Raw genomic sequence first — 25,775 nt, 5'->3', positions numbered from 1 at the left:
CTCACACAATGCCCTCACTCAATAAGTAGTTTTCGACCTCATTTAGCCCTTCCATAAACACTTGCTTAAAATTACTGAAAGCGGCCACAGGCAAGGGACCGCTCTTGGCGACCCATGCTCCTATTTTCAAAGTGGATTTCTGGGCGATTGCAATCCTTAGAGCGATAAGGTCATCCCTACGATCAATTTCATTCATTACTTTAGCCAGGGACTGGAAAGTGTAACCAGCGTCTCTATTAATTCCCCCTGCATGAAGCGATGCCCGTCGAATGATGCACGGTACACATACCCCGCACTGCTGATTAGTGCGTTTCCAATGACTGCAAGATACTGTACTTTCTACAATTTCAGTCAATAGTGGCTTGTTCAAACATTGATAAGCCATTTGCCCTTTTGTTTTGAACTGATATGGGTTGATTATTTGGCAAGGAATTCCGACCGCATCAAACAGCTGTTGGATGCTGGCAATAAAATATGGATGTGTTGTTCGTGTGCTCAACGTACCGATCCGGCGTGGGGTTAGTGGTGCATTTAACGAGATAAACCCGTTTTCGGGCACAAAAATATCGACCTTTTTTTGTTGAGATACTTCTTGAATAGCACAAGCGCCCACTGCCGCAAAAGCAAGAAAATTGAGGCTCCGCGTTCGCATCGTAATGTCAGTCACACCTTGATAGTGATGCGGATCAGCATTAATTTCAAACCGTGAATATCGACCATTTAATCTTTCAGCGATTTGATCTTGGCGTGACTTATCTCCTTTATAAGCATGACTAACTAAAAGCGGAGCGCGCCCCATTGTCAGAAGATCTATTGCGCCAATAGCCGAATCTAATCCTCCCGAAAACAAGCAGACACAATCAAGTTCTTTGAGCTTGATTAGGTGAAATCTTGAATGTTGACTATAGGGTTCTGGCGGTGCATAACCACCAGTGCAAAACTCGAAATCCCAGATGTCTCCGCTAAGGAAATGCAAAGCGCTTTCAAGTTCCTTCTTTAGAGCAATCCATCGAGATGGCTCATGAAGGGGAAGTCGTAGCGAGAATTGACGAGTCCAACCATCCTCAGAGCTTTCACGCTGAACGAAGGTATCAGCCGCTGTAACCGCTAGTGCGATGCTCAAAAAATCCATGACCTGAGCTGGAATTTTGACTCCCAAGCGCTTAATTCGCTCAATCGCAGGATTCCCAATAATGGATATATCACCCCGCCCCTGCCCACTTAATCCATAAAGCTGTACGGGCAACAAGTTCTCACTTGCTGGCGGTAAGAGACGATGATCATGATGAAAAACTAAGTGTGTCATTGATAGGCCTCCCATTCTTGCCAAGCCTCAGTAATTACCTGACGCTCGATTTTAACCATTTGGTTTTTCGTAAAAGTCCTAATGTTACCGACAAGTTTTGGAGCCATATGCTTATCAACAACAACTTTGATCAATTCTCGAAGTTCAATTTCTGCATGAATGGCCTTTGAAGGAGTGTCCGCTTTATTCCATGCCTTGTTAGAATCCATGACCATTTGCAGAAAAATGCTTTCAGCTAAATAACAAATCATTGTGTCAACGATCACACTATCAGTTATTTTTTGAGGATCGAAAATTGCCACACCATCGAGAGCTTCCACTAAGGCATGATTCATGGCAGCACAAATCTTTTCTGAATCACCATCCTGTGATGTTAAAGCTTGAGCAATAGCCGATATTGCTATTTCACATGGAAGGCCAGCCAAGCTTCCCAAATCAATGCTTGGTTCTCCTGGAGCCGCTTGCACTCCCGCCAGAGCCCCAAACAATCCGCCCCCAGCCTGTGTGACACTCCCTAGTCGTCGAGCTGCACTACTGCTCCCTCCAGACGCTTTTCGCGCGTAATGCCCTATTGCTTTTCTAAAGTCTGCTCTATTGCCGTTTGAAACTGCATTTCCCAAAGACTCCCTAAAAGGCGCAAACCTTCGTTCTTGTGGCGGGGTTAAGGGTTGCTGTGGCTGATCATCAGCCCATGGTGGAACCAGTGGAGAACCACCACCCGGGCCTATACTTGATTGTGAAGTTCCCATTAAGCGTCCTTATTCCATTGCTCATCTTTCAATGCTGCAGCCATCCATACAGGTGGCTTCGTTCCCTGCTGCAATTCCTGCAAGTAACGAATTAATATACTGGCAGCATCTGCCGAGTGGCGAGCCAAAAGGCATGCACCAGAAAACCCCTTAGGTCTACGAGTCCAATCCGATGCTTGCCTTAACTGGCTAATTAAACCTTCCATTACAGGCACTTGTTCCTCACGAGGAAGCGTTTCCAAAAGAGCTTCTGCTGCGGGAGAACTGGTATTTTTCATTTCAATGAGTGCATTCAGTGCTTCCCGCCCATACGACGATAAACCAACCACATATGCACCTATTGGCATAGTTTCTCTGGACAGATATATGGCGGCTCTCAAATCGATTCCACCAAGGCGCGGTTCAAGCTGAGCCCATTGAGCAATGAAAGCTTTAGTTGTTGGATTATCAGTCCATGTCTTTGGCGCTTCAGTAGGTATTTGACCGTCAGCTTCCTCAAGCTGTTTAAGCAACTGTGGTATACCTTGTTCAATATCCACTAGATGATATAAGTCAGCGGTACCATCTACTCCAACACATCGCTCAAAGATTACTAACTTAGTGATGATTGCTTCATCCAAAGGCATTGCTCGCCGCTTGGCAATTTGAGATCGCATTTTGACAACATTCAACAAGCGCTTAACGATTCTAGGATTGCCATGGATAATTGGCGAATTGGCTAACACAGGAGCAATACGGTCCGCACGAGCAAATGCCAAAGCGAGGTTACTATCCTCAGACTCACCAGTCATTTTCAGAGCGTCCTGGCGTGTAATAGGTTCATCTTTCCAAGATTGCTGTAATGCCTTTTCTAGGCCGTCACGGAGCGTAGTAAGTTTTTCGCCTTTTAAGCCATGTTCAATGGCATAAAGCATGAACAGATATGAACGAATCTCACGAACCCCAGCTTTTGGCACCCGAATAGGAACTTGGATGAGCTTATCAAGATAGTCTATTTGATGCCGCTGTGATGCTCCCTTGAAGTAATCAGCTACTGAAGAACGAATCATGTCCTCATCTGCTGCAATGATAAAGGCTGTATTAGTTAAGAAAAGGAATAACCTGATTGCTTCAAGTGTATGGATAGCATTAGCCGGTAGGCAGCGGTCGAGGTTATCAATTACCACAATGAGTGGCTTACCAAGCTCTTCTAAAATTTCTCCATATTCCTTACGAAATGCATCAATCTGCTGAGGAGGGCTTTTTTTAGCCTCAGGTTTAATCAAACCACCAGCCTTCTCTTTGCCTTCTTTAGCCAGATTGCCCAAAGCCTCATATTCTTCCTGGCTTTGGATACCGTCGGTAACATTCCTAAACGCGCCAATTCCCCTAGAAAGTAAACCGCCAGTAGGGACTCCAGCAAATAAAGCAGCTCCTTCCGCCAGAAGCCCCATTGCTCTAAACCCATCAACTCGGCTCAGAAGTCTCTTCGCTTTTGAGATGAGAGGCGTATTTCCATCAGCAGCTTTTGTCAATGCTGTAGCGATGACTTCAAGTAGAGCTGCTCGCGCATCGTCATAGCCCTGATAGAGCCAGGAGTCAAAGTTAATTACAATCCAATCTTTTTTATCTTGCTCAAGTTTTTGCTCTATCAATTTCAAAAGTGAAGATTTGCCTGCCCCCCAATTCCCAAAAATGCCGATTGATACTGGTAACATGTTTTCGGTAGTAAGCACGTCTACAGCTAACTGGGATACTTCACCAAAATTTAGGTAATCCTCTGATGATTCCTTATCTGACCACATCTATTTATCCTTTTTTCTCTTGGCTGATGGAAGATTCAAATCCCAGGGCAAGGTTTATTAAAGATGTCGCCTCGGTTATCAACTTGTTAAAAATTGCAACTCAACTACCTGATTATATTTTCAATTCTCGGATAAGTGATATGCCCAATGATCGCACAAATCAACCTGTAATCGGCTACATAGAAGACCTCATGGTCCTCAGTACTTTGCTCACCGATGAAGAAAATCTGAGCCCTGTCTTTTAGCTTTTTCTTCCCCGCATCTTTCGCTTCTTCCTGGGCGGCCTCCAACTCGTTACGAAGTGCTGTGCGTTTAGCTTGGGACCAGCCGCTCCATTCCACATGGAGTTTATAACTTCGAGAAGGCTTGAGCTTTCCGGATTCATCTTTAACCCATTCTCCCGAAAGCGGAATGACAATCCGATTCTCATCTTGCTCAAATTTCTGCCACAACAACTGTGAGTAGAAAACTCGCAGTTCCGGATAGGGCTGAATCGGATCTTTAAGTTTTTTAAAGACAGTCATGTAAGTATCGGCATCAATATCCGGTATATGTAGTGACATACCTCGATCATACGGGAAACGAATAAACGCTCTACAAATCTGACGAATAGCATTAACCGGACGACGCGATTGCCGTGTTGGGGGATTGCCTTTACTGGATGTTGATGATGCAGAACGCGTTGTGCTCGAATTGTTTTCACCACCCGTTGTGTCAGGATCAACAACCGGGCGTTTTTCAATCAACTTTAACCCTGCAGGCATCAAACCCGGTGCACTGTCCAAGAGATGGCGGACGCTTTTCTTCTGGCCCTGCTTAACAACAGTGCTCTCAGCATCAGCATCGCAGTTGATGTGTTCTTTTCCTGGCATTTTATTAAACGACGGTCTTTTCTTACTGCCTTTTTGCCAGGCGGAAGGATACATTTCGATTCCGCATCCCCAGCAAACATAACCACTGGTATCAACGATATCCAACAACCAGAGCTCTTCAGCATCCACTTTTTCTCCGGTGCGTTTGTCACGAGCAGATTCCATCCTTTCCTCCTAAAATGAACAGCCCTCGAGTTTTCTCAGGTTGAGATCCTAACAGCCCTGCTTTATCACCTGGCCCAGCGCTGTTAGGTTACCTGGTTATCCGCATCTCAGATGCCGTCACCCCTTCAGGTGTAGGAACGAGTGACCACAAGCGTGCATCAATGCCATCATTTTGCAGTTTGCGCATGAAATAACGCGCCTGAAGGGCATCATGTGTTGCAATTACAACCTGGAAGCCATGATCAACTATGTAATCACGCAGTAAATCGAATACGGACGCTGCGTGGACCAAGTCATGATGCTGTGTTGGGTCATCCAGAAGCAGGCAGCGCCATGAGGACCACTGGTGTTCCAATGCCATGGAGAGCAAGAAGGTAAGCTGTAGATCAGTAAGCTGAGCTTCGCTTGCTATCGCCGGAACCGGTACTGACTCCCCATGTAACGGAACAGATACTTCAGCATGTTCCTTTCTGTAGATACTGCGAAAACCCAAACTGGTGCCAGTAAAGCGCTGTTCTCTGACTACGCGTTTGAGCAAAGCCTGCCACCTTGGAACGACAGAGAGCACATGTTTTTGTACATTCGAGATCTCAGTAGATAGGCATCGATTGAGCGTCTCCATCGCTTCAGATAATTGCAGCAACTGCATCTGATTTGTTCTCTCGTTATCAATTCGCTGGCTAAGACTTGTAGCGAATTCCTGCTCAGATGATGTTCCTCGGCGACGATCTATAAGCCCTTGTGCCAAACGAGTCTGTTCCAGCTTGTTCCAAGTGCCAATCTCAATTTTGAGTGTTTGTAACTGTTCTGAATGTCGGGACAGGTCAGCAACGGATGACTGCAGTTGAATCTCTTTACTGCTCGCCACTTCGAGAGCGGGATCGCCGGGAAAGGACAGTTGTCTCCATGAATACCGAATTGAGGCTAGCTGAGCATGAGCGTCAGTGATCTGCTTTTCGAGGCCATTTATCTTATTATTAACTTCAGCTAAAGGGATATTCTGTCTATCCAATGCAGATTGCCCAGCCTCAATTTTTGATTTTAATTCAGCTAGTTGAATCGTATTTTTGTTTTGTTCAGTGGATAAATCAGCCAACGTTTTTGAAGGGAGTGCCCCTGCTGTTATTGCAGCTAATGCAGCGGTTGTTTGTTCAAGGCTAGCCAAGGCTCCGGCCCGATTATGCCGCGCAGTATCCAGTTCGCGAGTCGACAATTGGTATGCGTTTTTAGACGCTTCCAATATTTCAGGTGTCGGTAAGGGGGCAAGGTTAAGCTGTTTTTCGTCAATCTGCTGTTTCGCTGAAGCATTTGATTCTTCGCGACGTTGGATAGATGCTTTCGCTAGTTGTACCGTATCTCCGTCAAGAAGGATGTTTGTTTTGAGTTGATTGATCTCTGCTACTGAGCGAACGATATCGCCTCGCAATTCAACAATTTTACTCTGGCACGCTTTCAATTCTGTTTCGGTATGCGTCACTGTTTCTATGCATTTCCGCAAGTGATCGGATGCTGTTTTAACGCGCTGTTCTGCTTCGATGACTTTGGGGTCTATAGCCTCTAATGATCTAGTAATGCGTTTATGAAGAACGGCAGCGCCATGTTCCACTCCACATAAAGGGCAGTCCCCGCGATCCTCTGGTAAATGTGCGGCAATGGTGGCTACGGATTGCCTTATAGAGTCAGCAGTAGACGTGAGCATCTCATGGAACTGCTTCGCTGAAAGCTCATCTGTTTCAGCTGATACCTTTAACGAATTCGCGGTATGAAGATGCTCCTGAAGTACACGCTCCTGAATTTCCTCATTGCTAACCAAGTCGGTAATTGTCGCAATGTGTTGAAGAATGTCTTCCCAGCGCTTGATAAGTTGATGAGCAGTGAGTACTTCACTATCTACAAGCTGCAGAGACTTACGCTGTTTATTTATAAGTTCATGTTCAATACGTAGCTGTTCGTTCCCCTCATGTATGTGACGCAAGGTTGATGCCAGAGACTGGGCGTCGGCCAACGCTTTGTCAGCTGACGCCAAGTCAAGCTTACATTGCTCGAAGGCCTCTTTGGTTCGCGCCTCACTATTGAGCCGGTTAAGCTGCTGTATAATTACATCACGTTCTGCTTCAGCTGTGACAAGTTCCTTCTGGAGTTTATCTTTTTTATCAACTAGCTGGGCTCGTTCCTGTTGTTTTTGTGTCAGTTCCTCTTTAGCAGTTATAAGCGCATTGCCAAGCTGCTCAGAACGCGCTTGCTCAGAAACGAACCGGCCAATTAGTCCATCCACTTCCATAAGCGCAGTAATCTGTTCGCGAAGTCGGTTCAGCTTTGCTTGTACTGTTTGCTCTAATGCCTCGTGCATTGTTTCCAGATTGCTGATACCCACTGGCGGAACCAGTAAACCTACTGGCAATTGTTCTGCACTCTGAGTATTGCGAGCTATGTCTGAGATTGATTCTGCGATGTTTTCTTTACTGCGCAGGGCCCCCTGAGATTGTGATGCCGCCTGGTCCCGATCAAGAATCAGACTTTGCCACTCCCCAAACTCAGCTTCGAGCGCCTCAAGGGCTCCCTTTGCTTGCTTCAGCTTTTCAGTGAGAACGCGGCGAATGCCGCCAAGAGCATTACTAACTAGGGTTCCATCTTTACCGATTGGCAAGCGAGCCAGTTGAGCGCCCGCAACTTTTGCATCCGCTTTGACCAGCCATTGGCCCTCGCGCTGATCCAGTAAGTGGGTAAGTCTTAATAAAAAGGGGATGTCCTCCGAATTCGTATCCGGAAAAAGAGAGCTTAAATCACCAGTCCTTTCGACGTCACCTTCGTTGCTCACCTGCGCAGAGGCTTGTACATCCCCAAAATCCAAGACCACCTTAGCGACAGTCTGGCTGTCCCTGATAATGGGTGAAAGATTCTCGCCTAGACGAGAAATATTACCCGTGAGACTAAATTCGATCGCTTCGAAGAAGGCCGTTTTCCCCGTACCGTTAGGGGCCAGTAAAATGGTTGCACCGCCACTGAGCTCAATTTTGGTGTCGGTACCGTATCGGCGGACATTTGAGAGCGTGATAGATTTAAGTTGTTTCATTGAAAGTCCTTCTCTCCAAACATCATATCCCTCAGCGCATTAACAATTTCATCGCCAGATTTCTCAGAGAGCAACAATTCACGCCATGTTTCGAGATGAGGTTCTACCCAAGAGTGTGCTTGCCCCATCGAGTTCAGAGACGCTAGCAGAGGATCGCTGATATCATTCCCACCTCTCGCAGGTGTTAAAGACGCCAGAAAACTTCGATCAAGGAAGGAGTCAATATCTTCCTGCTTTCTGAGCACCACCTTCCTGCAAAATCGATCGTCCGTTTCAAAACGGGCAGCATCTTCTGACTCAACTCCATCGATGAGCATAAACATGTAAAGGTCTGCTGTCTGAGGCTCTGCAAGTATGTCTCGGATATCAGCGGCCCATCGGAAAGCACTCTGGATATTATCCACGTTACTAGGAAATGCTGTGATCAGCACTGTTCGCCATCCAGCATTCTCCCGATTAATGCGTCTGAGTTGTATTGCAGTCATGCCGATATCAATTGAGGGTGAAACCATTTCGTCCACATCTGGAAAATGAACTTCATAGCGGCCCTTAGCACGCTTGGTTATAGCAGTAACGAGTTCTTGGATTGTCGGCATTTCAGGATCCCTTCGCATTCTTCTCAATGGCCGATTCACGAGCGAGCTTTCGATCTTGCCACTGCTTAGTGAAATGTTGGCGTACGGAGTCAAGTGTTCCGTTATGTAAATGACGAAACATACCAGACCGCGTGACGAGCAGGTGAGGTTGACGCTCCGCGGCCATACTGGTCGCAGTCTCTGCGTCGTCAGCCATACCTATATTCAATAATTCTGATGGGGATGTACTCACACCCGATAAGATAACGATGGGATCCGGATTAGGGCCAATAACGTCTATTAACGGATCGTCAGAAAGCTCACGTACTCCCGAAAAACCACCCGCAGGACCAGACCAGTACTTAAGAGCAATGCTCAATACTGGGCCACCTTCCTGAAAAGATTCCCAGTTATTACTGTCCTCAGGCAAACCCACAGCAACCAGTAATAAGGTTTCAACAGCGGTAACAAGAAGATTTAAAGTACGAAGGCCCAGGCGAAGCGCATGTCTTTCATTTTTTTTCTCCGTTTTCGGATAGAGAAGCTGCTCCATGAATTTTCGGCGTTTTTCTGGTGCAGCTGCGAACCCGCTCAGCCATGACTGCCAAACCGTCTCCATCGCATCTGCTAGCGCCGAATCTGAGATTGAGCCAAGCTTTTCTGAAACCCCTTGAAGAAGGCGTTGCCACAGCACGTCGTCCATAGCTTTAGCAAGCGCTTCAGCTTCTCCTCGAGCAGCATTTACTGTCTTAAATTCATAATCCTGTGCACAGGATAGGCGTTCGGCATTTTCAAGCCAAGGTAGGTCGCTGAAGTCATGTTCTGCACAGCCAAGTGTGTGTCCAATTTCATGACCAATGCTACTACGCCACGCTGGTTCACCTAACATCAGCCCCTGACTGCCTTGGGGTAAATGCAAAGCCATACGCACAATGGCAGAAAGAAGAGTCAGATTATCGCCTGCAGGGGGGGAGTAATTGGCATAAACTCTGAGTTTGCGGTTGCCGGGCTCACGACTCCACATGTGCTCAACGACCCCTTTTGCGGACCTTTCTGTTGAACCGGCAAGATCAAGCGTTCCGGCTAATGACCAAGTTTTACCAGCCATAGTAGAACCGTCGCTTAACTGATACTGCACCCAGGTTTCAACATCAGGGCGCAGTTCACTTCGCAGTTCCTGGACGACGTCATGGCATCCCAAGGCTGCTACGTCAGATGTTTCTGCCGCGATATAGGTAATTAAACGGTCCAGTGTACGATTCGGATCGCTGAAGTAACGACCAAGCGAGTGAATTGTCCGATCTTTTAATGTCGCATCGTTACCGATACAATTGATTTTAACCCGGCGAAGTACATTTCGTATCTGACTCCAGTCTTCGAATCCACACCAGGTTGTTAGCCATAAATAAGCCCTCGTGGTTGGACCATCCTGACGCTTAGCTAATTCCTCTATACTGAGTCCATTTTGACGACAAAGATCACAGACTTCTTCTAAATGATTGACTGAAAAACTATCTTTTATTTGTAGATGCAGACCCACGAGGGTGAGTCTAAACTCACGGTTAGGAGATTCATCAAGTTTTCCCGCTTTCGCGATTCTGGCAAGACTGGAAAATGCCGAGTCTAAAACGGAATTGGTCGGGGAGATGGGCGAGGAACCCTTTCTGGGTTTTTTAGCGAGTTGTACAGCTTTATCAGGATCTTTGGTACAAAAGTCAGTCGACTGACGCTTAATCTGTAAATGCTCATAGTGGTCTGCGGTGTGCATGATTACCACATCGTCCCACTCCTCAATGCCACCTTGTTCAGCACCAATCGACAGAGGTGCCAGCCTTCCACTTAAGAATTTCTCAAGCATGTCCGCCAGACGCTGAGCAATTACCAGCTTTTCATAGTCAGACTTCCGCTCTAACCGGAACCTTCTGAGCATTCAGATTTTCCTTATTGCATTTTCTGCCCTAAAAAAATTAGGGATATGCTAACCGAATTAGCAAGGGTTTTATAGTGAGCTTGATTTCATCTTGCAGTAAGAATTAAACGTTTTTTATGGTTCTTGGTGGCTTACAACGCTGATAACTTCTTGATGATATATAAATTGAGTGGAGTACCAGTTGTCAGTGCTACCTTTCTGTGAGGTGTGATAGAAGTTATGCAGGTATCTACGTTGTCGGGTTTAATGATTTAAACTTTTGGGGATACCCTGAATCACTTCAAAGTGTAATTATCAGGGTTCGAATAGCTGTACATCGCTCATAACAGATCCCTCGTTGCTTCAGACGGTTCGCTAGTGCCGTGAGTCCAACGAATGGAAACGCATACCAGCATTATAAAAAACTTCAGACAGATATCACCTCCCTGAACATACCCCTTAACGGCAGAACCTTATGGTTCTGCCGTTTTTGTATTCTTTTTCAGAGGAGCAGTAATGAAACAATTTGACGGTCTGCAGTCACTGCAGCAAACGCTTTCCGGCCTGCCCCAGTGGGTCTCTGAACGCATTCTGCAGCAGATAAATCAGTTAACCCACTACGAGCCTACAATAGGCATTATGGGGAAAACCGGCGCAGGCAAGAGCAGTCTGTGCAATGCGCTGTTTGCCGGGGACGTTTCACCGGTCAGCGACGTGGCCGCCTGCACACGTGAACCTTTGCGCTTTCGCCTGCAGCTGGGAAAGCGCTATATGACCATCGTGGATCTGCCCGGTGTGGGCGAAAGTAGCGTTCGCGATAACGAGTATGCCGCGCTGTATTGTCAACAGCTTCCCCGGCTCGACCTGGTGCTGTGGTTGATCAAGGCCGATGACCGGGCACTGGCGGTGGATGAGCATTTTTATCATCAGGTGATTGGCGGGGCATACCGGCAAAAGGTGCTCTTTGTTATCAGTCAGTCCGACAAGGTTGACCCCACCTGCGGTGGTGAAAAGCTGTCAACAGAACAGAAACAAAATATCAGCCGCAAAATCTGTCTATTGCATGAGTTGTTCCAACCTGTAAACCCTGTCTGTGCGGTGTCGGTACGTTTGCAGTGGGGACTGCGGGTGATGGCTGAACGGATGATTCGTTGCCTGCCGCGGGAGGCCAGTAGTCCGGTAGCGGTACAGCTTAGTGCTCCACTTCGTACCGATACCGTTAATAAAAAAGCCCGTGACGATTTTGGTGAAACGGTCGGCTCGGTACTGGACACAGTAAGTTCCATGCCCCTGATACCGGCCCCGGTTCGGACAGTCATCCAGTCTGTACGCGACATCGTGGTATCAGTCGCTCGTGCAGTCTGGAATTTCTTCTTCTGAAAATTAACCCTTCTAATCTAACCCGTAGTTTCCTGAGCCCTGCCGCGACTTTGCGGCAGGGCTTTTTGTATTTATTTTCCATCATGAGGAGTCTGCTTATGACCCGTCTGGCTTCGCGCTTTGGCGCAGTAAATCTTATCCGTCGCGACCGTCCGTTAACCCGCGAAGAACTGTTTCTTGTGGTGCCCAGCGTTTTCAGCGAGGACAAACACGAATCCCGCAGTGAACGATACACATATATACCCACGATTTCTCTCCTCGACAGCCTGCAGCGCGAAGGCTTTCAGCCCTTCTTTGCCTGTCAGACCAGAGTGCGTGACCCAGGTCGCCGCGATCACACAAAGCACATGCTGCGCCTGCGCCGAGAAGGGCAGATTACCGGCAAGCAAGTCCCGGAAATCATTCTGCTGAACTCTCATGACGGCACCAGCTCGTATCAGATGCTGCCGGGATTATTCCGCGCGGTATGCCAGAACGGGCTCGTCTGCGGCGAGTCGTTTGGCGAGGTGCGGGTGCCGCACAAAGGAGATGTCGTAAGCCAGGTGATTGAGGGAGCGTATGAGGTGCTGGGGATTTTTGACCGTGTGGAAGAGAAGCGGGATGCCATGCAGTCGCTGATGCTGCCGCCACCTGCACAACAGGCTCTGGCACAGGCTGCACTGACGTACCGTTTCGGTGAGGACCACCAGCCGGTGACAGCACCTCAGATACTCTCCCCACGCCGCTGGCAGGATGAGAGCAACGACCTGTGGACCACATACCAGCGTATTCAGGAGAACCTGATTAAGGGCGGGCTCAGTGGCCGGAGTGCGAAAGGTGGGCGAACGCATACCCGCGCCGTGCGTGGTATTGACGGAGATGTGAAGCTCAACCGGGCTCTCTGGGTGATGGCGGAAGCGATGCTGAATGGGCTTCAGTCCTGAGCTTGTTATCAGCATGTTGGGAAGGGACACTCCCTGTCCGTTTTACCTCCATTGGGTTGGGTGTTTTATCACCGTATTCTACGGAATGCCGCGTCGGGCCTGCCTTCGGTGGCAGATAAAAAATAGTTCATTCCATGTCCATACCCTGTCCGCCCCCCTCTTTAGAATCATTTCATATTCAGTCAGTTAATTATTACGGAGATTTAAGATGACACAGGCAGAGCGCCGTCATGACCGACTGGCTGTCAGGCTGTCACTGATAATCAGCCGCCTGGTTGCCGGTGAGACGCTGAACATGGCCCGACTGGCTGCTGAGTTTGGTGTGTCAGTCCGTACCCTGCGACGGGATTTTCGCGAACGGCTGATGTATCTGGACCTGGAGTATCTACGGGGGCAATGCCGCCTGCGCAGTACCGGTGGAGGCGTACAGGGTGAACTGGATGCGCTGACCTTTGCTCACCGGGCTGGACTGGCCGATATTTTTCCGGGGCTGGACCGGCGTCTGGCGGGCATGCTGCTCACTGCAGGAGGGATGCCGTGTCTGGTATGGCAGCCGCCACAGTCAGTGTCACCGGCCAGCTCACTGGTCTTCTACCGTCTTGTCAGTGCCATTACTGCCTGCCAGCGGGTCCTGCTGCTGGCCGAGGGAGAGCGCTGTGACGGGCTGGCCCCGTACCGCCTGATATCACTCGACGGCTGCTGGTACCTCACCGGTGAACTTAACGGGTATATCACCGTGCACCCTCTGGCGACCATCCATGCGGTGACAGTCCTGAACACCACTTTTACCCCGCGAAAACGTCTCAGCCAGTTAACCACACAGGCGGGCTTTATCCGGGCTCTTCCGCACTTCAGTTGTATTCGCGAAGTCCTGTCTTCTGGAGCCTCTGAGGAGGAGCAGGGCAACACACTGATTTAATGACCTCTGTTAAGAAGGAAAAACAATGACCTGGCATTACGAGAAAAATGGCATACGTCACGACAATGTGACCGAAGATGACATCACTGACCTGATTGCGCGCGGTGAACTCACCGCTGCCACGCTGGTGTGGCGACAGGGTATGACGGATTGGCAACCGGTCTCCGCCACCCCGCTTGCTACAGTACTGCAGCAAAGCACCATCCCGCCCGCACTGCCGGGGCACCGCATTCCCGGCGGAGTGGTATGGACGCTGGCATTTGCTCCCTTCATTGGTTATGCGCTTGAGCTGTGGACGGCAGGGTTGAACGGTATGTCCTTTGACGAGGCATATGATGCTGTCTCGGGCGGACAGTACTGGTTTATCACGCTGCTGCTCAATATCGCATTGGGGTATCTCGATGAGCGACGTCTGCGTAAGGCCGGAGTGGACACCATCACGTTCGGCAAACTGGCGTGGCTGGTACCGTTCTATCTGTGGCGACGGGCGAAAACCCTCGGTCAGAAACCGGCTTACTTCTGGGTATGGCTGGCAATGCTGGTTCTGACCGTTATGGCCTGAATCCTGCTCAGACAACAACATGCCTATATGATGCAATAAAAGGATATCACGATGAAAAAAAGACTCACTACTCTGGCTGTTACAGGGCTCCTGCTGCTCACGACCAGCGCACATGCCTACGATGTCACCGGTCGTCTCACCAACTGGTACGACATGAAGAAAAGCGGCTGGACCTCTGCGGATGGCTATGATGATGTGAAAATGCTCAATGCGCTTGGGTTGAAGGCTGACATCATTGGTTATTATCCGTGGACGAATACATTTTTGCTGCGCCAGGCCTATAACACCCCTCTGTATCTAGCTGACAAAAAAACAAAAACCGTCCGTTATCTGAACCTGAAAACGGCTAGCGGATATGCTTCTGATCTTGATGTGGTGTACCAGGGTGAGGATAACGGTAAAGGGTGTTACTTCAGTATCGTCGATACACAGGTGCAGCTTGAGATGGTTAATAAAAAGGCGGAGCCCCGTGTATTGATGGTGCTGCCTGAAAGCTGCACAAATAAACAACAACTGGCTGCCATTAAGGCCAGGCAGACAGAAAAGGATCGCCAACTGCAACAGTGGGCCTCTCAGCAAAGCCTGAAAGAACTGTGCCGCCGTACCGGTAACTGCTGAGCATCTGATTAAAGACGTTTTAAATCACACCAGATGCCCTGCAAATATATCGGGTGTCATCTGGCACCCATTAATTCAGGAAGAATGCCATGTTAAGTATTATCACTTCAGCCATATCCGCCCTCATTCTGTTGCTCGCCACCTTCAGTGCCAGTGCCGCTCAGCTTCCGGCAAACCTGATGGATAAAGACAATCCAGGCCAGGAGTACTGGTGCCAGGGAAACGACATCAATACTTCCATGTGTTCACTGACCGGTGTCAGCGACGACCATAAATTTGCCCTGATTCAGGACCTGCCGGGCCCGGCCTGTGAAGACCTTAGCTTCGGGGTTATCGACCTGGTGCGCCAGACCGGTGTCAATATTCCTTACGATGGTGGTGACTGTAAGGGCGATGTGCAGGCCGGATTTGTGCGCAGCACGAAAGATAATGCCCTGTATGTGAAAATTGTCCGGGGTAGCAAAACCCTGCGGCTGTATAAGGTACAAACCGGTTACTGATTATCACCCCACACCTGCATACACCCACAACCCCTGACGCGGCAGCGTCAGGGGTTTTTGCTTTTAAGGTACATCGAATGCCTGAATCTCACATGCTGCCACCGGGACCTTTTACCCGACAGCAGGCCGAAGCGATTACCCGCAGGTATCGCAACATCAGCATTGAAGACGACCAGGGCACACACTTCCGCCTGGTGGTTCGTGACTCTGAAGGTCGAATGATCTGGCGGGCGTGGTGCTTTGAACCGGATGCCGGTGAAGGGCTTAACCGTTATATCCGCAAGTCAGGCATGCTCAGAGCATCCTCCTCCTGACCACACCCATTCATCATCCCTGTATATCCTTTATTTCCCATACGCCAACCATCGTTGCTGGCGTTTTTATTGACGGAGAGTATCCATGACGACACAAACTCAATGCGAATTGGTACCCGCTAATGAACCTCAATTTGCCCTTACTGCAACACCAGTACCTGACGAACAGCGTCTCGATTTCTGGCCGCAGTACTTTGGCTCTATCCCACGATGGATAACGCTGGAACCCCGCATTTTCGCCTGGATGGACCGCTTCTGTGATGAGTACAGCGGTGGTATCTGGTCCTTTTACACGCTCAGCAATGGCGGCGCGTTTATGGCTCCTGATGCTGACAGTGACGATAAATGGCATCTGCTCAACGGCATGAACGGCAATGGTGCGGAAATGAGCGCAGAAGCCGCAGGTATTGCTATCTGCCTGATTGAATACAGCCATCACGCCTGTCGTACAGAATGTGACGCAATGAACGCACACTATTATCGCCTGCGGGACTATGCCCTGCAGCATCCTGAAGCTTACGCCATTCTGCGCATCATCGACTGACCGGAGGTACAACGAATGAAACAGCTTTCCTTTTTACCCGGCGAGATAACGCCACAGGACCGGCGTCTCATCCAGCGCGCCCTCAGGATTCTGGACCGGCATCTGCATGAGCCCGGGGTAGCCTTCACCTCCACCCACGCCGTACGTGAATGGCTGCGACTGCATATGGCCGCGCTTGAGCGGGAAGAGTTCCGGGTGTTGTATCTGGACAACCAGAATCAGCTTATTGCCCATGAGACGCTCTTTAGCGGCACGATTAACCGCACCGAGGTCCATCCCCGGGAGGTGGTCAAGCGCGCCCTGTATTTCAACGCGGCGGCGGTAATACTGGCGCATAACCATCCTTCCGGCGAGACGACGCCCAGCCAGGCGGACAAAGCCCTTACGCAGCGACTGGTTCAGGTACTTCAGTTGGTTGACATCCGCATCCCTGACCATCTGATTGTCGGTGGCAGGAAAATCTATTCATTCGCTGAACATGGTTTGCTTTGAGGTATGACATGAAAATTATCAGTAAACGCCGGGCGATGACAATTTACCGTCAACATCCGGCCTCCCGCATTTTTCGATACTGCACCGGCAGATACCAGTGGCACGGTAGCGTCTGTCATTACACCGGTAAGGTAGTTCCTGACATTCCCGGCGTGCTGGCGGTATACGCCGAACGCCGCCAGGACCGCAACGGACCTTATACCTGTCTGATGAGTATCACCCTGAACTGACAATAAAGAGGTTATAAATGAGCAACACTACATGGGGCCTGCAGCGGGATATCACGCCGCGCCTGGGAGCACGTCTGGTGCAGGATGGCAACCGGCTGCACTATCTGGCTGACCGGGCCAGTATCACCGGTAAGTTTAGTGACGCCGAATGTCTTAAGCTGGATGTGGTATTTCCACATTTTATCAGCCTGATAGAGTCGATGCTGACCACTGGTGAACTGAATCCCCGTCATGCCTACTGCGTCATCCTGTACCACAACGATTTTACCTGCGAAGCCGATACTCTTGGTAGTTGCGGCTACGTATACATCGCTGTTTATCCCACTCAACGCTAACTAATTTCACGAGAGCAAGCATGAAAACTCTACCTGCTACAATTTCGCGGGCGGCGAAGCCCTGTCTGTTGCCCGTGGCTGTCTGGAAAATGTTACTGACACGCCTGCTTGAACAGCACTATGGCCTGACACTGAACGACACCCCGTTCAGTGATGAAACTGTGATTCAGGAACACATTGATGCCGGTATCACGATGGCTGATGCCGTTAACTTTCTGGTGGATAAGTACGAGCTGGTTCGTATCGATCGCAGAGGGTTTAGTTGGCAAGAACAATCACCTTATCTTCGGGCCGTTGATATTCTGCGAGCTCGACAGGCAACTGGCTTGTTACGACAAAGCCGAAGTGACCTAGAACGCTGAATTCTACGAGCAGCATTCCCAATCTTCATCACCAATATTTCTCCTTTATTTACTCCTTGCATAATGCGTCTGCTACTTACAGTGGACGCAATACATCTTACGGACAAAATATCATGTAAACAGATAGTAAGACCTTTCGTGATCAACTGAGACAGTTTGTCTCAGCCAGCACTAGACAACAAGCTCTGATCAAGATGATGCCCCTAACACTATTAAATGCTACTCATTTGATAAATTGAGGGTTCCATAACAAAGTAGTAGATTGCCTTGTCATACAGTAATCAAGTAACTAAGCTGACCGGCTTAATGGCGGTAGTACTGCTTGTTTTGTACAATTAGTTGCGTAATGGTCTCTGATCAGATAAATATACAACTGTTTTTATATACAGGTTTAATGGCATGTTACAATATACATCTGTAGAGATTTGCGCAGGAGCAGGAGGTCAAGCCTTAGGGTTACATAACGCTGGCTTCGCTCACCGCGCACTAGTCGAGATTGATCCAGCTGCCTGCGAAACTCTTCGCCTCAACAATGAGCTCCATTCTTTGGGTTGGGGAGATATCGTAGAAGGTTGCGTTAAGCATTTTGCTGAACACACTGCATATAGTTTTTCTGATGTTGATTTGGTTGCAGGGGGAGTTCCTTGCCCACCATTCTCAAAAGCAGGGAAGCAACTTGGCAAAGATGATGAACGTGATTTGTTTCCGACGGCGCTCAAAATTGTGAACACCATTAAGCCAAAAGCAGTAATGATTGAAAATGTTTCTGGTTTACTAGACCCAAAGTTTAAGCAATACCGGCAAGAACTAGATCATGCTTTCTCTGCAATGGGCTATAAAACCTTTTGGAAACTTCATCATGCCTCTGATTACGGAGTTCCTCAGCTTCGCCCACGTGTTCTTTTAGTGGCATTGCGTGGTGAATATGCAGCTCATTTTCATTGGCCGAGTGAAACGTTGATACCGCCGACTGTGGGTGATGCCCTCTTTGACTTAATGTCAATGGGAGGTTGGGAAGGAGCTGAAGCCTGGAGAAAGGCAGCAGATAATATAGCTCCTACACTTGTTGGCGGCTCCCATAAGCATGGTGGGCCAGATCTTGGCCCGACAAGAGCCAAAAGATCCTGGCAAGCGCTTGGAGTCAATGGACATTCCATAGCGGATAATGGCCCTGAAAAGGGGTTTATCGGGTATGTTGGAAGAGACGGAAAAATTCGGACTGGTTTTGAAAATATGCCTCGTTTGACTGTAAGAATGGCTGCACGAATCCAAGGTTTCCCCGACTGGTGGAAATTCTCTGGTAAAAAAACAGCTGCTTATCGTCAAGTCGGTAACGCTTTCCCCCCCCCTGTTGCCGAGGCAACAGGAAGGCAAATCCGTAAAGCACTCGAAGCTGTTGACATCATGAAAAAACAACAGTTGGCGTTACCACTCGAGTCAAATGATATTCAGAGCTTGCGTATTGCGTAGGCAACGATTTCGTCTAATGAAATCCCATCTGCATCGGCTAGCTGCTGAGCTTTTCTTAAAGCAGCTTCTGGCAGATGGAGCATTGTTGTTATCCCGAACTTTTCAGGGAATGCCCATGAGCATGTGTAACAATCATCAGTGCATCCCTCACATGCTCTTCTCTTACCTACGTTGCAATTGTGGCAAAGAGCTTGCCAATTGGTTAACTCATTTCCACCACCACGTGACAAAGGTATTTTGTGATCCGCTTGTAGCCCCCTGACCCCAGCAGCAACAGTTTTACCACATGTTGCACATGTGTTGCTGTGGTTAGAAAATAAACCAGATCGTTGTGATTCTGTCAGGTATTCCCTTTCCATTGGTGGGGCAATCATATTTGATTTTAGCCGCCAAGCATGCCCCGAGAACTCCGCAATGTACGAGCTTTCGAGATCACAGCCTAGTTCATCTCGCAATTCTCTTGTTCGTCTATCGAAGTACTTTTGCCCTGTCAGTTCCAGTAGTTCTATTGATGAGACCCAAGGTTTAGGAAAATCAATATCATCCGAGCCCCATAATCTCTTCAGGATAGTCAACTTGACTTCACTCAATCGCTTTTTTTTAGGTAACGTTGACAAATAATTTTCGAATAATTCCATGCTATCTCTCGAAAGAAACCTTAAAATCACAAGGGATTACACCACAGATGGAAGTGTACAGGGAAGGGCTATCTTAAAATCAGGCATACCTAAACAGGCTAAGAACCAAAGCTTCACAATACGTATTTTTCAAAAAAATCGTTCTGATATCACTACTAATGAACATCCTATCATCAATGTGAAAAATCGACAGGAATGAGCCAACCTGAAATTGCATATATCAACTGTTGATGTAGGTCGATGAAAATCACTTACACATACAGTTACACGCGAAAAAATTATAATATAAGCAAAGAGAGTTTTTAACGTAACTAATTGATTTTGATGGTGCCGATAATAGGAGTCGAACCTACGACCTTCGCATTACGAATGCGCTGCTCTACCAACTGAGCTATATCGGCCCTGATAAGGACATGTCCACGAATGCGAACACGGGGTAGAAGGTTAAAACTAACCGGGCGATGCGTCAATGGCCTTGTGAATCAAACGCCTATTTTTGCATCACCCGGTTTCAATTACGCACGAATCGTGTCGTCACCAAAGCCAATCCACTTGTAAGTGGTCAGTGCTTCCAGCCCCATTGGGCCACGTGCGTGTAATTTTTGCGTGCTCACGGCGACTTCCGCGCCAAGTCCAAACTGACCGCCATCGGTAAAACGGGTAGAGGCGTTTACGTACACGGCGGAAGAATCAACTTCATTCACAAAACGATCGGCGTTGCGCAGCGTACGCGTCAGAATCGCATCAGAGTGCTGGGTGCCGTGTTCGCGAATATGGGCAATGGCGTCATCCAGATCGGCGACAATCTTCACGTTCAGATCCAGCGATAAAAACTCATCGTCATACTGTTCCGCTTTTACCGCCACGACGTTTGCCGGTCCGGCCTGCAATGCGGCCAGCGCAGCATCATCTGCATGAAGCGTCACGCCGCTTTCTGCCATTTGCTGGCTTAGAGCAGGCAGGAAGCGCTCAGCGATACTCTGATTCACCAACAGTGTCTCGACAGTGTTACACGTGCTCGGACGCTGGGTTTTGGCGTTGACGATAATCTTCAGCGCCGGGGCGATCTCAGCCGTATCATCTACATAGATATGACATACGCCAATACCACCGGTGATCACCGGGATAGTCGACTGTTCACGACACAGCTTGTGCAGCCCTGCGCCACCGCGAGGGATCAGCATATCGATGTACTTATCCATTCGCAGCATTTCAGTGACCAGCGCGCGATCCGGGTTATCAATCGACTGTACGGCAGCCGCGGGTAAACCACAGGCTTCCAGCGCCTTTTGGATAACCGCTACGGTGGCGGCATTCGTCCGGTAGGTCTCTTTCCCACCGCGCAGGATCGCAGCATTGCCGGTTTTCAGGCACAGCGAAGCCACATCAACGGTGACGTTAGGACGCGCTTCATAAATCACGCCAATCACGCCCAGCGGCACGCGACGACGCTCCAGACGCAGACCGCTATCCAGCAGGCCGCCGTCAATCACCTGCCCGACCGGGTCAGCGAGATTACACACCTGACGCACGTCGTCAGCAATCGCTTTCAGGCGCGCAGGAGTCAGCACCAGGCGATCAAGCATCGCTTCGCTCAGGCCATTTTCACGTGCCTGTTCAACATCCTGTGCGTTCGCGCTGAGGATGCTTTCCGTTTGCGCTTCCAGCGCATCAGCAATGGTTTCCAGCACGCGATTTTTTTCGCGGCTGGAGAGTAGCGCCAGCTTATATGACGCAGCTTTGGCAGCAATGCCCATTTGTTCCAGCATATGCCTGTTCCTTAACGGGTAATCATATCGTCGCGATGGACAGCAACCGGGCCATATTCATAGCCAAGAATAGTGTCAATCTGTTGTGAGTGGTGCCCGGCAATACGGCGTAGCGCATCACTATTATAGCGAGTGACGCCGTGGGCAATATCACGCCCTTCGAGGTTGCAGATGCGGATCACTTCACCACGAGAGAAGTCGCCTGTCACGCTTTTAATGCCTTTTGGCAGCAATGAACTGCCGCGCTCCAGAATCGCCGCGGTCGCACCTTCATCGACGGTAATCTCCCCGGCAGGCGGAGCGCCGAAAATCCAGCGTTTACGGTTTTCCAACGGAGAAGCCTGCGCATGAAAACGGGTACCGACAGAAACACCTTCCATCACATCACCAATGACGCCCGGCTTGCTGCCTGCGGCGATAATGGTGTCGATACCCGCGCGGCAGGCCACGTCGGCAGCCTGTAATTTAGTCCCCATGCCGCCGGTTCCCAGACCCGAGACGCTATCCCCGGCAACGGCGCGCAGCGCATCATCAATGCCGTGAACGTCTTTGATCAGTTCCGCCTGCGGGTTAGTACGCGGATCGGCGGTGAACAGGCCCTGTTGATCGGTCAACAGTAGCAGCTTATCGGCACCCGCCAGGATCGCCGCCAGCGCCGAAAGGTTGTCGTTATCACCGACTTTAATTTCAGCGGTCGCCACTGCGTCGTTCTCATTGATGACGGGAACAATGTTGTTATCCAGCAGCGCACGTAGCGTATCGCGGGCATTAAGGAAGCGCTCTCTGTCTTCCATATCCGCACGCGTCAGCAACATCTGGCCGATATGAATACCGTAAATTGAGAACAGCTGTTCCCACAGTTGAATCAATCGACTCTGCCCTACCGCCGCCAACAGTTGTTTCGACGCTATCGTCGCCGGGAGTTCAGGGTAACCAAGATGCTCGCGTCCGGCGGCAATCGCGCCCGAGGTAACGATAACGATACGATGCCCTGCGGCATGGAGCTGCGCGCACTGGCGAACCAGTTCGACAATATGGGCGCGGTTCAGGCGGCGCGATCCGCCCGTTAACACACTGGTGCCAAGTTTTACCACCAGCGTCTGGCTGTCACTCATGATTCTCTGCCATTCAAAATTGGGGAAAATGATATCAAACGAACGTTTTAGCAGGACTGGCCCCGGTTGCCAACAGCCAGCGCACAAAGCATGGAATTTTATTGCGCAGGATCAGCAAGCGTAGCGGCAGATTTTGACGCATTTATTACAGACACAAAAAAACATTCTTTTTTAAAAATATTCTTATTTTGTCATAAAACGTTCATTGCCAGACGTTAAAAACCCTCCTGTCTTTTAACGGGGATCACACCCAGTAAATATTAGCGCGTACTTTAAATCAGGAATGAAAATGAAAAAGAGCACTCTGGCATTAGTGGTGATGGGAATTGTTGCATCGGCGTCCGTACAGGCGGCAGAAGTCTATAACAAGAACAGTAATAAACTGGACTTGTATGGCAAAGTCAAAGCGATGCACTACATGACTGATTATGACAGCAAAGACGGCGACCAGAGCTATATCCGCTTAGGTTTTAAAGGCGAAACACAAATTAACGATCAACTGACCGGTTATGGTCGTTGGGAAGCTGAGTTTGCAGGGAATAAAGCGGAAAACGAAACCAACCAGCAAAAAACACGTCTGGCTTTCGCCGGTGTGAAATTAAAAGATTTTGGCTCGTTTGATTATGGTCGTAACCTGGGTGCGCTGTATGACGTGGAAGCGTGGACGGATATGTTCCCGGAATTCGGCGGTGACTCTTCCGCGCAGACCGATAACTTTATGACCAAACGTGCCAGCGGCCTGGCCACCTACCGTAATACCGACTTCTTCGGCGTCGTCGATGGTCTGGATCTTACCCTGCAATATCAGGGCAAAAACCAGGACCGCGATGTAAAAAAACAGAACGGCGACGGCTTTGGTACCTCCGTGACGTATGACTTTGGCGGCAGCGATTTCGCCATCAGTGGTGCGTATACCAACTCTGACCGTACCAATCAGCAGAACCTGCAAAACCGGGGTACTGGCGATAAAGCAGAATCCTGGGCGACAGGTTTAAAATATGATGCCAATGATATTTATCTGGCAACGTTCTATTCTGAAACGCGCAATATGACACCTATTTCCGGTGGCTTTGCTAACAAAACTCAGAACTTCGAAGTGGTCGCTCAGTACCAGTTTGACTTTGGTCTGCGTCCATCCCTGGGTTATGTGCTGTCAAAAGGCAAAGATATTGAAGGCGTAGGCGATGAGGATCTGGTGAATTATATCGACGTGGGCGCGACCTATTATTTCAACAAAAATATGTCGGCCTTTGTTGATTATAAAATCAACCAACTGGATAGCAATAATAAGCTGGGCATCAACGATGATGATATCGTCGCTGTCGGTATGGTCTATCAGTTTTGATATAGCATAAAAAAAGCCGGATGGGGTTGCGCCGCCATCCGGCTTTTTTCTGTTCATTATGCCGTTAATTTAACCGGCTCATCCTTAAAGTCGTCAGCAGGCTCCAGCGCCAGATTCAGCGTCGTTAACAACCCACGCAACTTTTCATGAAACTCGCGTAAGGTGTATTCCAGTCGCTCTACCACTTCAGTCTCTTTAATCGGCACGGCGGTCCAGTTGCCGTCTTTATCGAACAAACCAAACTGGTAGCTGTACGTAAAGCGTTTCTCCTGCGCTTCCAGCTCCATCCACCAGCCCCAAAATTCACGTTTCTCTGGTGCCGGTTTCACGTTGACGCAAACAGCCAGACAATCGAAAAAGAATCGATTATCTTCGCACTGCCCTTCGCGGATGTAGGGGCCAAGCGCGGTGAATTTTTTGATCAATCTGCTTTTCGGGTGTCCACTCGGTAACGTCATTGCGATCTCCTTAGGTGAAGCAACTGTTTTACCAAACCAATAAAATTTAGCAATCTATTAACACAATCTATGATTGATCCACCCGGTAATTTCTTGCAGCGCTTTGTCAAAATTGCGATACACCGGGTTGAACGGAATCTCCAGCAGCTTACCGTCGGAAGATGAAGATGTGATTAAACGCGACTCATCTTCCGGGCTAAATGGATCGTTTTTCCAGAACCCCGACAGCATTGGCGTTGGACAGCGACGGCCCAGCAGCCCTTGCACCTTTAATGAATAGCGGTTTAGCTCGACGCGCAGCGCTTCATCAGACGCATCGTGCATCCCCAGACGGCTGGCCAGAACGTCAAGATACATTTCCGGTACTGAAGCCTGACGTTGCGGGTCGCTAAGCAGCGCATGCACCACCGGTCCGAGACAGGCCACCGCCTTCAGGCGCGATGATTCAAGATAGGCCAGGCGTACTGCGACGTTAGCGCCAAAGCGAAAACCGAATGCCGCCACACGGGTGTGATCGACCCAGGGAATATTCGGCAGCGCTTTTAATACATGTTGATGCAGCAGGCTGGAATCCTGGGTCAATTTCCATTTTGACGAGAATCCGACTGAAGGCATATCCAGCGTCAGCATGGCAATATCACGCGGTGCGAAATAGCGCTCATACAGGGTGTAGTAGTCGGTTTGCATGGAATCCAGGCCACCGCACATCAGCACCGTCGGGAACGGGCCGTCGCCTTTTGGCATGTGCAGGAAGCCGGTTATCGGCGCACCGCCGGCAACAGCAAATTCCATCTCGCGCAGCGTACCTGGCAGTCGTTGAGCCGCCTCTTCGTAAGCGCGGTTGGCCAGGGCCTGCGCCTGTTCTGCCAGCTCATCACCTTTTAAATGTGGGTATGCTGCAATGTTGTACAGCGTGGAAGCATGCAGCCAGTGGCGACCACTCACCTGCGGGTCCTCTTCCATAGACGCTTTCTGTTGCCAGTCCATCGCCTGCTTCGCCCACTCGTAGATCCAGTTTCCACCACGATAGCCAATGACCGTATCGTAGAGCTCTTTATCCGTGCGTTCGGCTTCGCTCATGACGATACGCGCCTGCACTTCAAGGATTTCACGCGGATCGACCCCACGCCAGATCCACATCAGGCGATTCACCATGCGATACCAGTGCGGGATTGTTTTGCCATCCAGAGCGGACTGCACAGACGGCTGCGCGCCGTGGTTAAAACGACGAACCAACGTTGACGTTTCAGGATGTTTGAAGCGGGGTTTAAACAGAACTTCGCTGAGGTTAGCCTGCGACATGATTACGGCCTCCATGAGTACTCACTAAGGCATAGTGTAACCTGACACCGCACAAAAAGAACAACG

General features: G+C 49.4%; 26 protein-coding genes and 1 tRNA gene. 14 read left to right on the top strand and 13 right to left on the bottom strand.

The window, feature by feature from the left end; genetic code table 11:
• Position 1: 1 nt before the first annotated feature.
• From qatC to RYZ59_RS03330, 7 genes are all read right to left on the bottom strand, one after another.
• Positions 2-1,321 carry a Qat anti-phage system QueC-like protein QatC gene (qatC, locus tag RYZ59_RS03360; protein ID WP_181033768.1) on the bottom strand — a complete coding sequence of 440 codons (1,320 nt, stop codon included), beginning with the start codon at positions 1,319-1,321 and terminating at the stop codon, positions 2-4.
• Complete coding sequence (locus tag RYZ59_RS03355; protein ID WP_039026478.1) at positions 1,303-2,055, bottom strand: hypothetical protein; 753 nt, start codon at positions 2,053-2,055, stop codon at positions 1,303-1,305. Before RYZ59_RS03355 ends, qatC begins: the two co-directional genes overlap by 19 nt.
• A complete protein-coding gene (locus tag RYZ59_RS03350; RefSeq protein WP_039026477.1) occupies positions 2,055-3,839 on the bottom strand; it encodes a P-loop NTPase fold protein in 1,785 nt (594 codons plus the stop codon). The genes RYZ59_RS03355 and RYZ59_RS03350 overlap by 1 nt, the downstream gene beginning before the upstream one ends.
• A gap of 104 nt (positions 3,840-3,943) precedes the next feature.
• Complete coding sequence (locus RYZ59_RS03345; protein ID WP_039026476.1) at positions 3,944-4,876, bottom strand: hypothetical protein; 933 nt, start codon at positions 4,874-4,876, stop codon at positions 3,944-3,946.
• Positions 4,877-4,964: 88 nt separating this feature from the next.
• Complete coding sequence (locus tag RYZ59_RS03340; RefSeq protein WP_062856125.1) at positions 4,965-7,949, bottom strand: AAA family ATPase; 2,985 nt, start codon at positions 7,947-7,949, stop codon at positions 4,965-4,967.
• Positions 7,946-8,545, bottom strand: coding sequence for an ABC-three component system middle component 1 (locus tag RYZ59_RS03335; RefSeq protein ID WP_039026475.1), 600 nt, complete (start codon positions 8,543-8,545; stop codon positions 7,946-7,948). The genes RYZ59_RS03340 and RYZ59_RS03335 overlap by 4 nt, the downstream gene beginning before the upstream one ends.
• 1 nt (position 8,546) lies before the next feature.
• Entirely contained in the window at positions 8,547-10,454 is a 1,908-nt protein-coding gene (locus RYZ59_RS03330) for an ABC-three component system protein (protein ID WP_039026474.1), read from the bottom strand.
• Positions 10,455-10,949: 495 nt separating this feature from the next.
• Between RYZ59_RS03330 and RYZ59_RS03325 the strand changes: the two genes are divergently transcribed.
• The 13 genes from RYZ59_RS03325 (at position 10,950) to RYZ59_RS03265 (ending at position 19,082) form a co-directional block, all read left to right on the top strand.
• Positions 10,950-11,813 carry a GTPase family protein gene (locus RYZ59_RS03325; RefSeq protein WP_062856124.1) on the top strand — a complete coding sequence of 288 codons (864 nt, stop codon included), beginning with the start codon at positions 10,950-10,952 and terminating at the stop codon, positions 11,811-11,813.
• A gap of 98 nt (positions 11,814-11,911) precedes the next feature.
• Entirely contained in the window at positions 11,912-12,736 is an 825-nt protein-coding gene (locus RYZ59_RS03320; protein ID WP_062856123.1) for a DUF932 domain-containing protein, read from the top strand.
• Between the two features lie 208 nt (positions 12,737-12,944).
• Complete coding sequence (locus RYZ59_RS03315) at positions 12,945-13,655, top strand: DeoR family transcriptional regulator (RefSeq protein ID WP_039026471.1); 711 nt, start codon at positions 12,945-12,947, stop codon at positions 13,653-13,655.
• 25 nt (positions 13,656-13,680) lie between these two features.
• A complete protein-coding gene (locus tag RYZ59_RS03310; protein ID WP_039026470.1) occupies positions 13,681-14,217 on the top strand; it encodes a DUF4339 domain-containing protein in 537 nt (178 codons plus the stop codon).
• 51 nt (positions 14,218-14,268) lie between these two features.
• Positions 14,269-14,835 carry a hypothetical protein gene (locus RYZ59_RS03305; RefSeq protein ID WP_039026469.1) on the top strand — a complete coding sequence of 189 codons (567 nt, stop codon included), beginning with the start codon at positions 14,269-14,271 and terminating at the stop codon, positions 14,833-14,835.
• A gap of 89 nt (positions 14,836-14,924) precedes the next feature.
• Positions 14,925-15,335, top strand: coding sequence for a hypothetical protein (locus RYZ59_RS03300; RefSeq protein ID WP_039026468.1), 411 nt, complete (start codon positions 14,925-14,927; stop codon positions 15,333-15,335).
• A gap of 77 nt (positions 15,336-15,412) precedes the next feature.
• Entirely contained in the window at positions 15,413-15,649 is a 237-nt protein-coding gene (locus RYZ59_RS03295) for a DUF905 domain-containing protein (RefSeq protein ID WP_039026467.1), read from the top strand.
• A gap of 85 nt (positions 15,650-15,734) precedes the next feature.
• Complete coding sequence (locus RYZ59_RS03290; RefSeq protein WP_039026466.1) at positions 15,735-16,193, top strand: antirestriction protein; 459 nt, start codon at positions 15,735-15,737, stop codon at positions 16,191-16,193.
• A gap of 15 nt (positions 16,194-16,208) precedes the next feature.
• Positions 16,209-16,685: a RadC family protein gene (locus RYZ59_RS03285; RefSeq protein ID WP_039026465.1), complete on the top strand. Its 477-nt coding sequence runs from the start codon at positions 16,209-16,211 to the stop codon at positions 16,683-16,685.
• Between the two features lie 8 nt (positions 16,686-16,693).
• Entirely contained in the window at positions 16,694-16,915 is a 222-nt protein-coding gene (locus tag RYZ59_RS03280; RefSeq protein WP_039026464.1) for a DUF987 domain-containing protein, read from the top strand.
• 17 nt (positions 16,916-16,932) lie between these two features.
• The gene (locus tag RYZ59_RS03275) at positions 16,933-17,250 is read left to right on the top strand and encodes a type IV toxin-antitoxin system YeeU family antitoxin (protein WP_039026463.1); all 318 of its coding nucleotides are present in this window, start codon (positions 16,933-16,935) and stop codon (positions 17,248-17,250) included.
• Positions 17,251-17,270: 20 nt separating this feature from the next.
• Positions 17,271-17,612, top strand: a complete 342-nt coding sequence (locus tag RYZ59_RS03270; protein ID WP_039026462.1) for a TA system toxin CbtA family protein — start codon at positions 17,271-17,273, stop codon at positions 17,610-17,612.
• Positions 17,613-18,011: 399 nt separating this feature from the next.
• Positions 18,012-19,082 carry a DNA cytosine methyltransferase gene (locus RYZ59_RS03265; RefSeq protein WP_039026461.1) on the top strand — a complete coding sequence of 357 codons (1,071 nt, stop codon included), beginning with the start codon at positions 18,012-18,014 and terminating at the stop codon, positions 19,080-19,082.
• Here RYZ59_RS03265 and RYZ59_RS03260 read toward each other — a convergent pair.
• From RYZ59_RS03260 to proB, 4 genes are all read right to left on the bottom strand, one after another.
• Complete coding sequence (locus RYZ59_RS03260) at positions 19,061-19,720, bottom strand: HNH endonuclease (protein WP_039026460.1); 660 nt, start codon at positions 19,718-19,720, stop codon at positions 19,061-19,063. The genes RYZ59_RS03265 and RYZ59_RS03260 overlap by 22 nt on opposite strands.
• A gap of 325 nt (positions 19,721-20,045) precedes the next feature.
• Positions 20,046-20,121, bottom strand: a tRNA-Thr gene (locus RYZ59_RS03255).
• Positions 20,122-20,235: 114 nt separating this feature from the next.
• Complete coding sequence (proA, locus tag RYZ59_RS03250) at positions 20,236-21,489, bottom strand: glutamate-5-semialdehyde dehydrogenase (RefSeq protein WP_318045045.1); 1,254 nt, start codon at positions 21,487-21,489, stop codon at positions 20,236-20,238.
• A gap of 11 nt (positions 21,490-21,500) precedes the next feature.
• Positions 21,501-22,604, bottom strand: coding sequence for a glutamate 5-kinase (gene proB / locus RYZ59_RS03245; RefSeq protein ID WP_271450293.1), 1,104 nt, complete (start codon positions 22,602-22,604; stop codon positions 21,501-21,503).
• 289 nt (positions 22,605-22,893) lie between these two features.
• On the opposite strand from proB, the gene phoE reads away from it, so the two are divergent.
• Positions 22,894-23,949, top strand: coding sequence for a phosphoporin PhoE (gene phoE, locus RYZ59_RS03240; protein WP_137384434.1), 1,056 nt, complete (start codon positions 22,894-22,896; stop codon positions 23,947-23,949).
• Between the two features lie 56 nt (positions 23,950-24,005).
• On the opposite strand, the gene crl is transcribed toward phoE, so the two are convergent.
• Positions 24,006-24,407 (bottom strand): sigma factor-binding protein Crl, encoded by a 402-nt coding sequence (crl, locus tag RYZ59_RS03235; protein ID WP_005133595.1) that lies wholly within the window; start codon positions 24,405-24,407, stop codon positions 24,006-24,008.
• 57 nt (positions 24,408-24,464) lie between these two features.
• A complete protein-coding gene (gene frsA, locus RYZ59_RS03230; protein WP_318045052.1) occupies positions 24,465-25,709 on the bottom strand; it encodes an esterase FrsA in 1,245 nt (414 codons plus the stop codon).
• Positions 25,710-25,775: the final 66 nt, after the last annotated feature.

The sequence above is a fragment of the Citrobacter sp. HN-141 genome (assembly GCF_033341895.1).
Classification (GTDB): domain Bacteria; phylum Pseudomonadota; class Gammaproteobacteria; order Enterobacterales; family Enterobacteriaceae; genus Citrobacter.
The sequence above is the reverse complement of the archived record's forward strand: the minus strand, read 5'-3'. Positions and strand labels throughout refer to the sequence as shown.

Excerpts from the sequence above, each read along its gene's own strand:
- RYZ59_RS03270 (WP_039026462.1), top strand. The coding sequence starts at position 17,271 with ATGAAAACTCTACCTGCTACAATTTCGCGGGCGGCGAAGCCCTGTCTG.
- crl (WP_005133595.1), bottom strand. The coding sequence starts at position 24,407 with ATGACGTTACCGAGTGGACACCCGAAAAGCAGATTGATCAAAAAATTC.
- RYZ59_RS03280 (WP_039026464.1), top strand. The coding sequence starts at position 16,694 with ATGAAAATTATCAGTAAACGCCGGGCGATGACAATTTACCGTCAACAT.
- RYZ59_RS03315 (WP_039026471.1), top strand. The coding sequence starts at position 12,945 with ATGACACAGGCAGAGCGCCGTCATGACCGACTGGCTGTCAGGCTGTCA.
- RYZ59_RS03260 (WP_039026460.1), bottom strand. The coding sequence starts at position 19,720 with ATGGAATTATTCGAAAATTATTTGTCAACGTTACCTAAAAAAAAGCGA.
- RYZ59_RS03325 (WP_062856124.1), top strand. The coding sequence starts at position 10,950 with ATGAAACAATTTGACGGTCTGCAGTCACTGCAGCAAACGCTTTCCGGC.
- RYZ59_RS03285 (WP_039026465.1), top strand. The coding sequence starts at position 16,209 with ATGAAACAGCTTTCCTTTTTACCCGGCGAGATAACGCCACAGGACCGG.
- proA (WP_318045045.1), bottom strand. The coding sequence starts at position 21,489 with ATGCTGGAACAAATGGGCATTGCTGCCAAAGCTGCGTCATATAAGCTG.
- RYZ59_RS03265 (WP_039026461.1), top strand. The coding sequence starts at position 18,012 with ATGTTACAATATACATCTGTAGAGATTTGCGCAGGAGCAGGAGGTCAA.
- RYZ59_RS03310 (WP_039026470.1), top strand. The coding sequence starts at position 13,681 with ATGACCTGGCATTACGAGAAAAATGGCATACGTCACGACAATGTGACC.
- RYZ59_RS03345 (WP_039026476.1), bottom strand. The coding sequence starts at position 4,876 with ATGGAATCTGCTCGTGACAAACGCACCGGAGAAAAAGTGGATGCTGAA.
- RYZ59_RS03295 (WP_039026467.1), top strand. The coding sequence starts at position 15,413 with ATGCCTGAATCTCACATGCTGCCACCGGGACCTTTTACCCGACAGCAG.
- RYZ59_RS03335 (WP_039026475.1), bottom strand. The coding sequence starts at position 8,545 with ATGCCGACAATCCAAGAACTCGTTACTGCTATAACCAAGCGTGCTAAG.
- RYZ59_RS03355 (WP_039026478.1), bottom strand. The coding sequence starts at position 2,055 with ATGGGAACTTCACAATCAAGTATAGGCCCGGGTGGTGGTTCTCCACTG.
- RYZ59_RS03305 (WP_039026469.1), top strand. The coding sequence starts at position 14,269 with ATGAAAAAAAGACTCACTACTCTGGCTGTTACAGGGCTCCTGCTGCTC.
- RYZ59_RS03275 (WP_039026463.1), top strand. The coding sequence starts at position 16,933 with ATGAGCAACACTACATGGGGCCTGCAGCGGGATATCACGCCGCGCCTG.
- RYZ59_RS03320 (WP_062856123.1), top strand. The coding sequence starts at position 11,912 with ATGACCCGTCTGGCTTCGCGCTTTGGCGCAGTAAATCTTATCCGTCGC.
- RYZ59_RS03350 (WP_039026477.1), bottom strand. The coding sequence starts at position 3,839 with ATGTGGTCAGATAAGGAATCATCAGAGGATTACCTAAATTTTGGTGAA.
- RYZ59_RS03330 (WP_039026474.1), bottom strand. The coding sequence starts at position 10,454 with ATGCTCAGAAGGTTCCGGTTAGAGCGGAAGTCTGACTATGAAAAGCTG.
- RYZ59_RS03290 (WP_039026466.1), top strand. The coding sequence starts at position 15,735 with ATGACGACACAAACTCAATGCGAATTGGTACCCGCTAATGAACCTCAA.
- frsA (WP_318045052.1), bottom strand. The coding sequence starts at position 25,709 with ATGTCGCAGGCTAACCTCAGCGAAGTTCTGTTTAAACCCCGCTTCAAA.
- phoE (WP_137384434.1), top strand. The coding sequence starts at position 22,894 with ATGAAAAAGAGCACTCTGGCATTAGTGGTGATGGGAATTGTTGCATCG.
- RYZ59_RS03300 (WP_039026468.1), top strand. The coding sequence starts at position 14,925 with ATGTTAAGTATTATCACTTCAGCCATATCCGCCCTCATTCTGTTGCTC.
- proB (WP_271450293.1), bottom strand. The coding sequence starts at position 22,604 with ATGAGTGACAGCCAGACGCTGGTGGTAAAACTTGGCACCAGTGTGTTA.
- RYZ59_RS03340 (WP_062856125.1), bottom strand. The coding sequence starts at position 7,949 with ATGAAACAACTTAAATCTATCACGCTCTCAAATGTCCGCCGATACGGT.
- qatC (WP_181033768.1), bottom strand. The coding sequence starts at position 1,321 with ATGGGAGGCCTATCAATGACACACTTAGTTTTTCATCATGATCATCGT.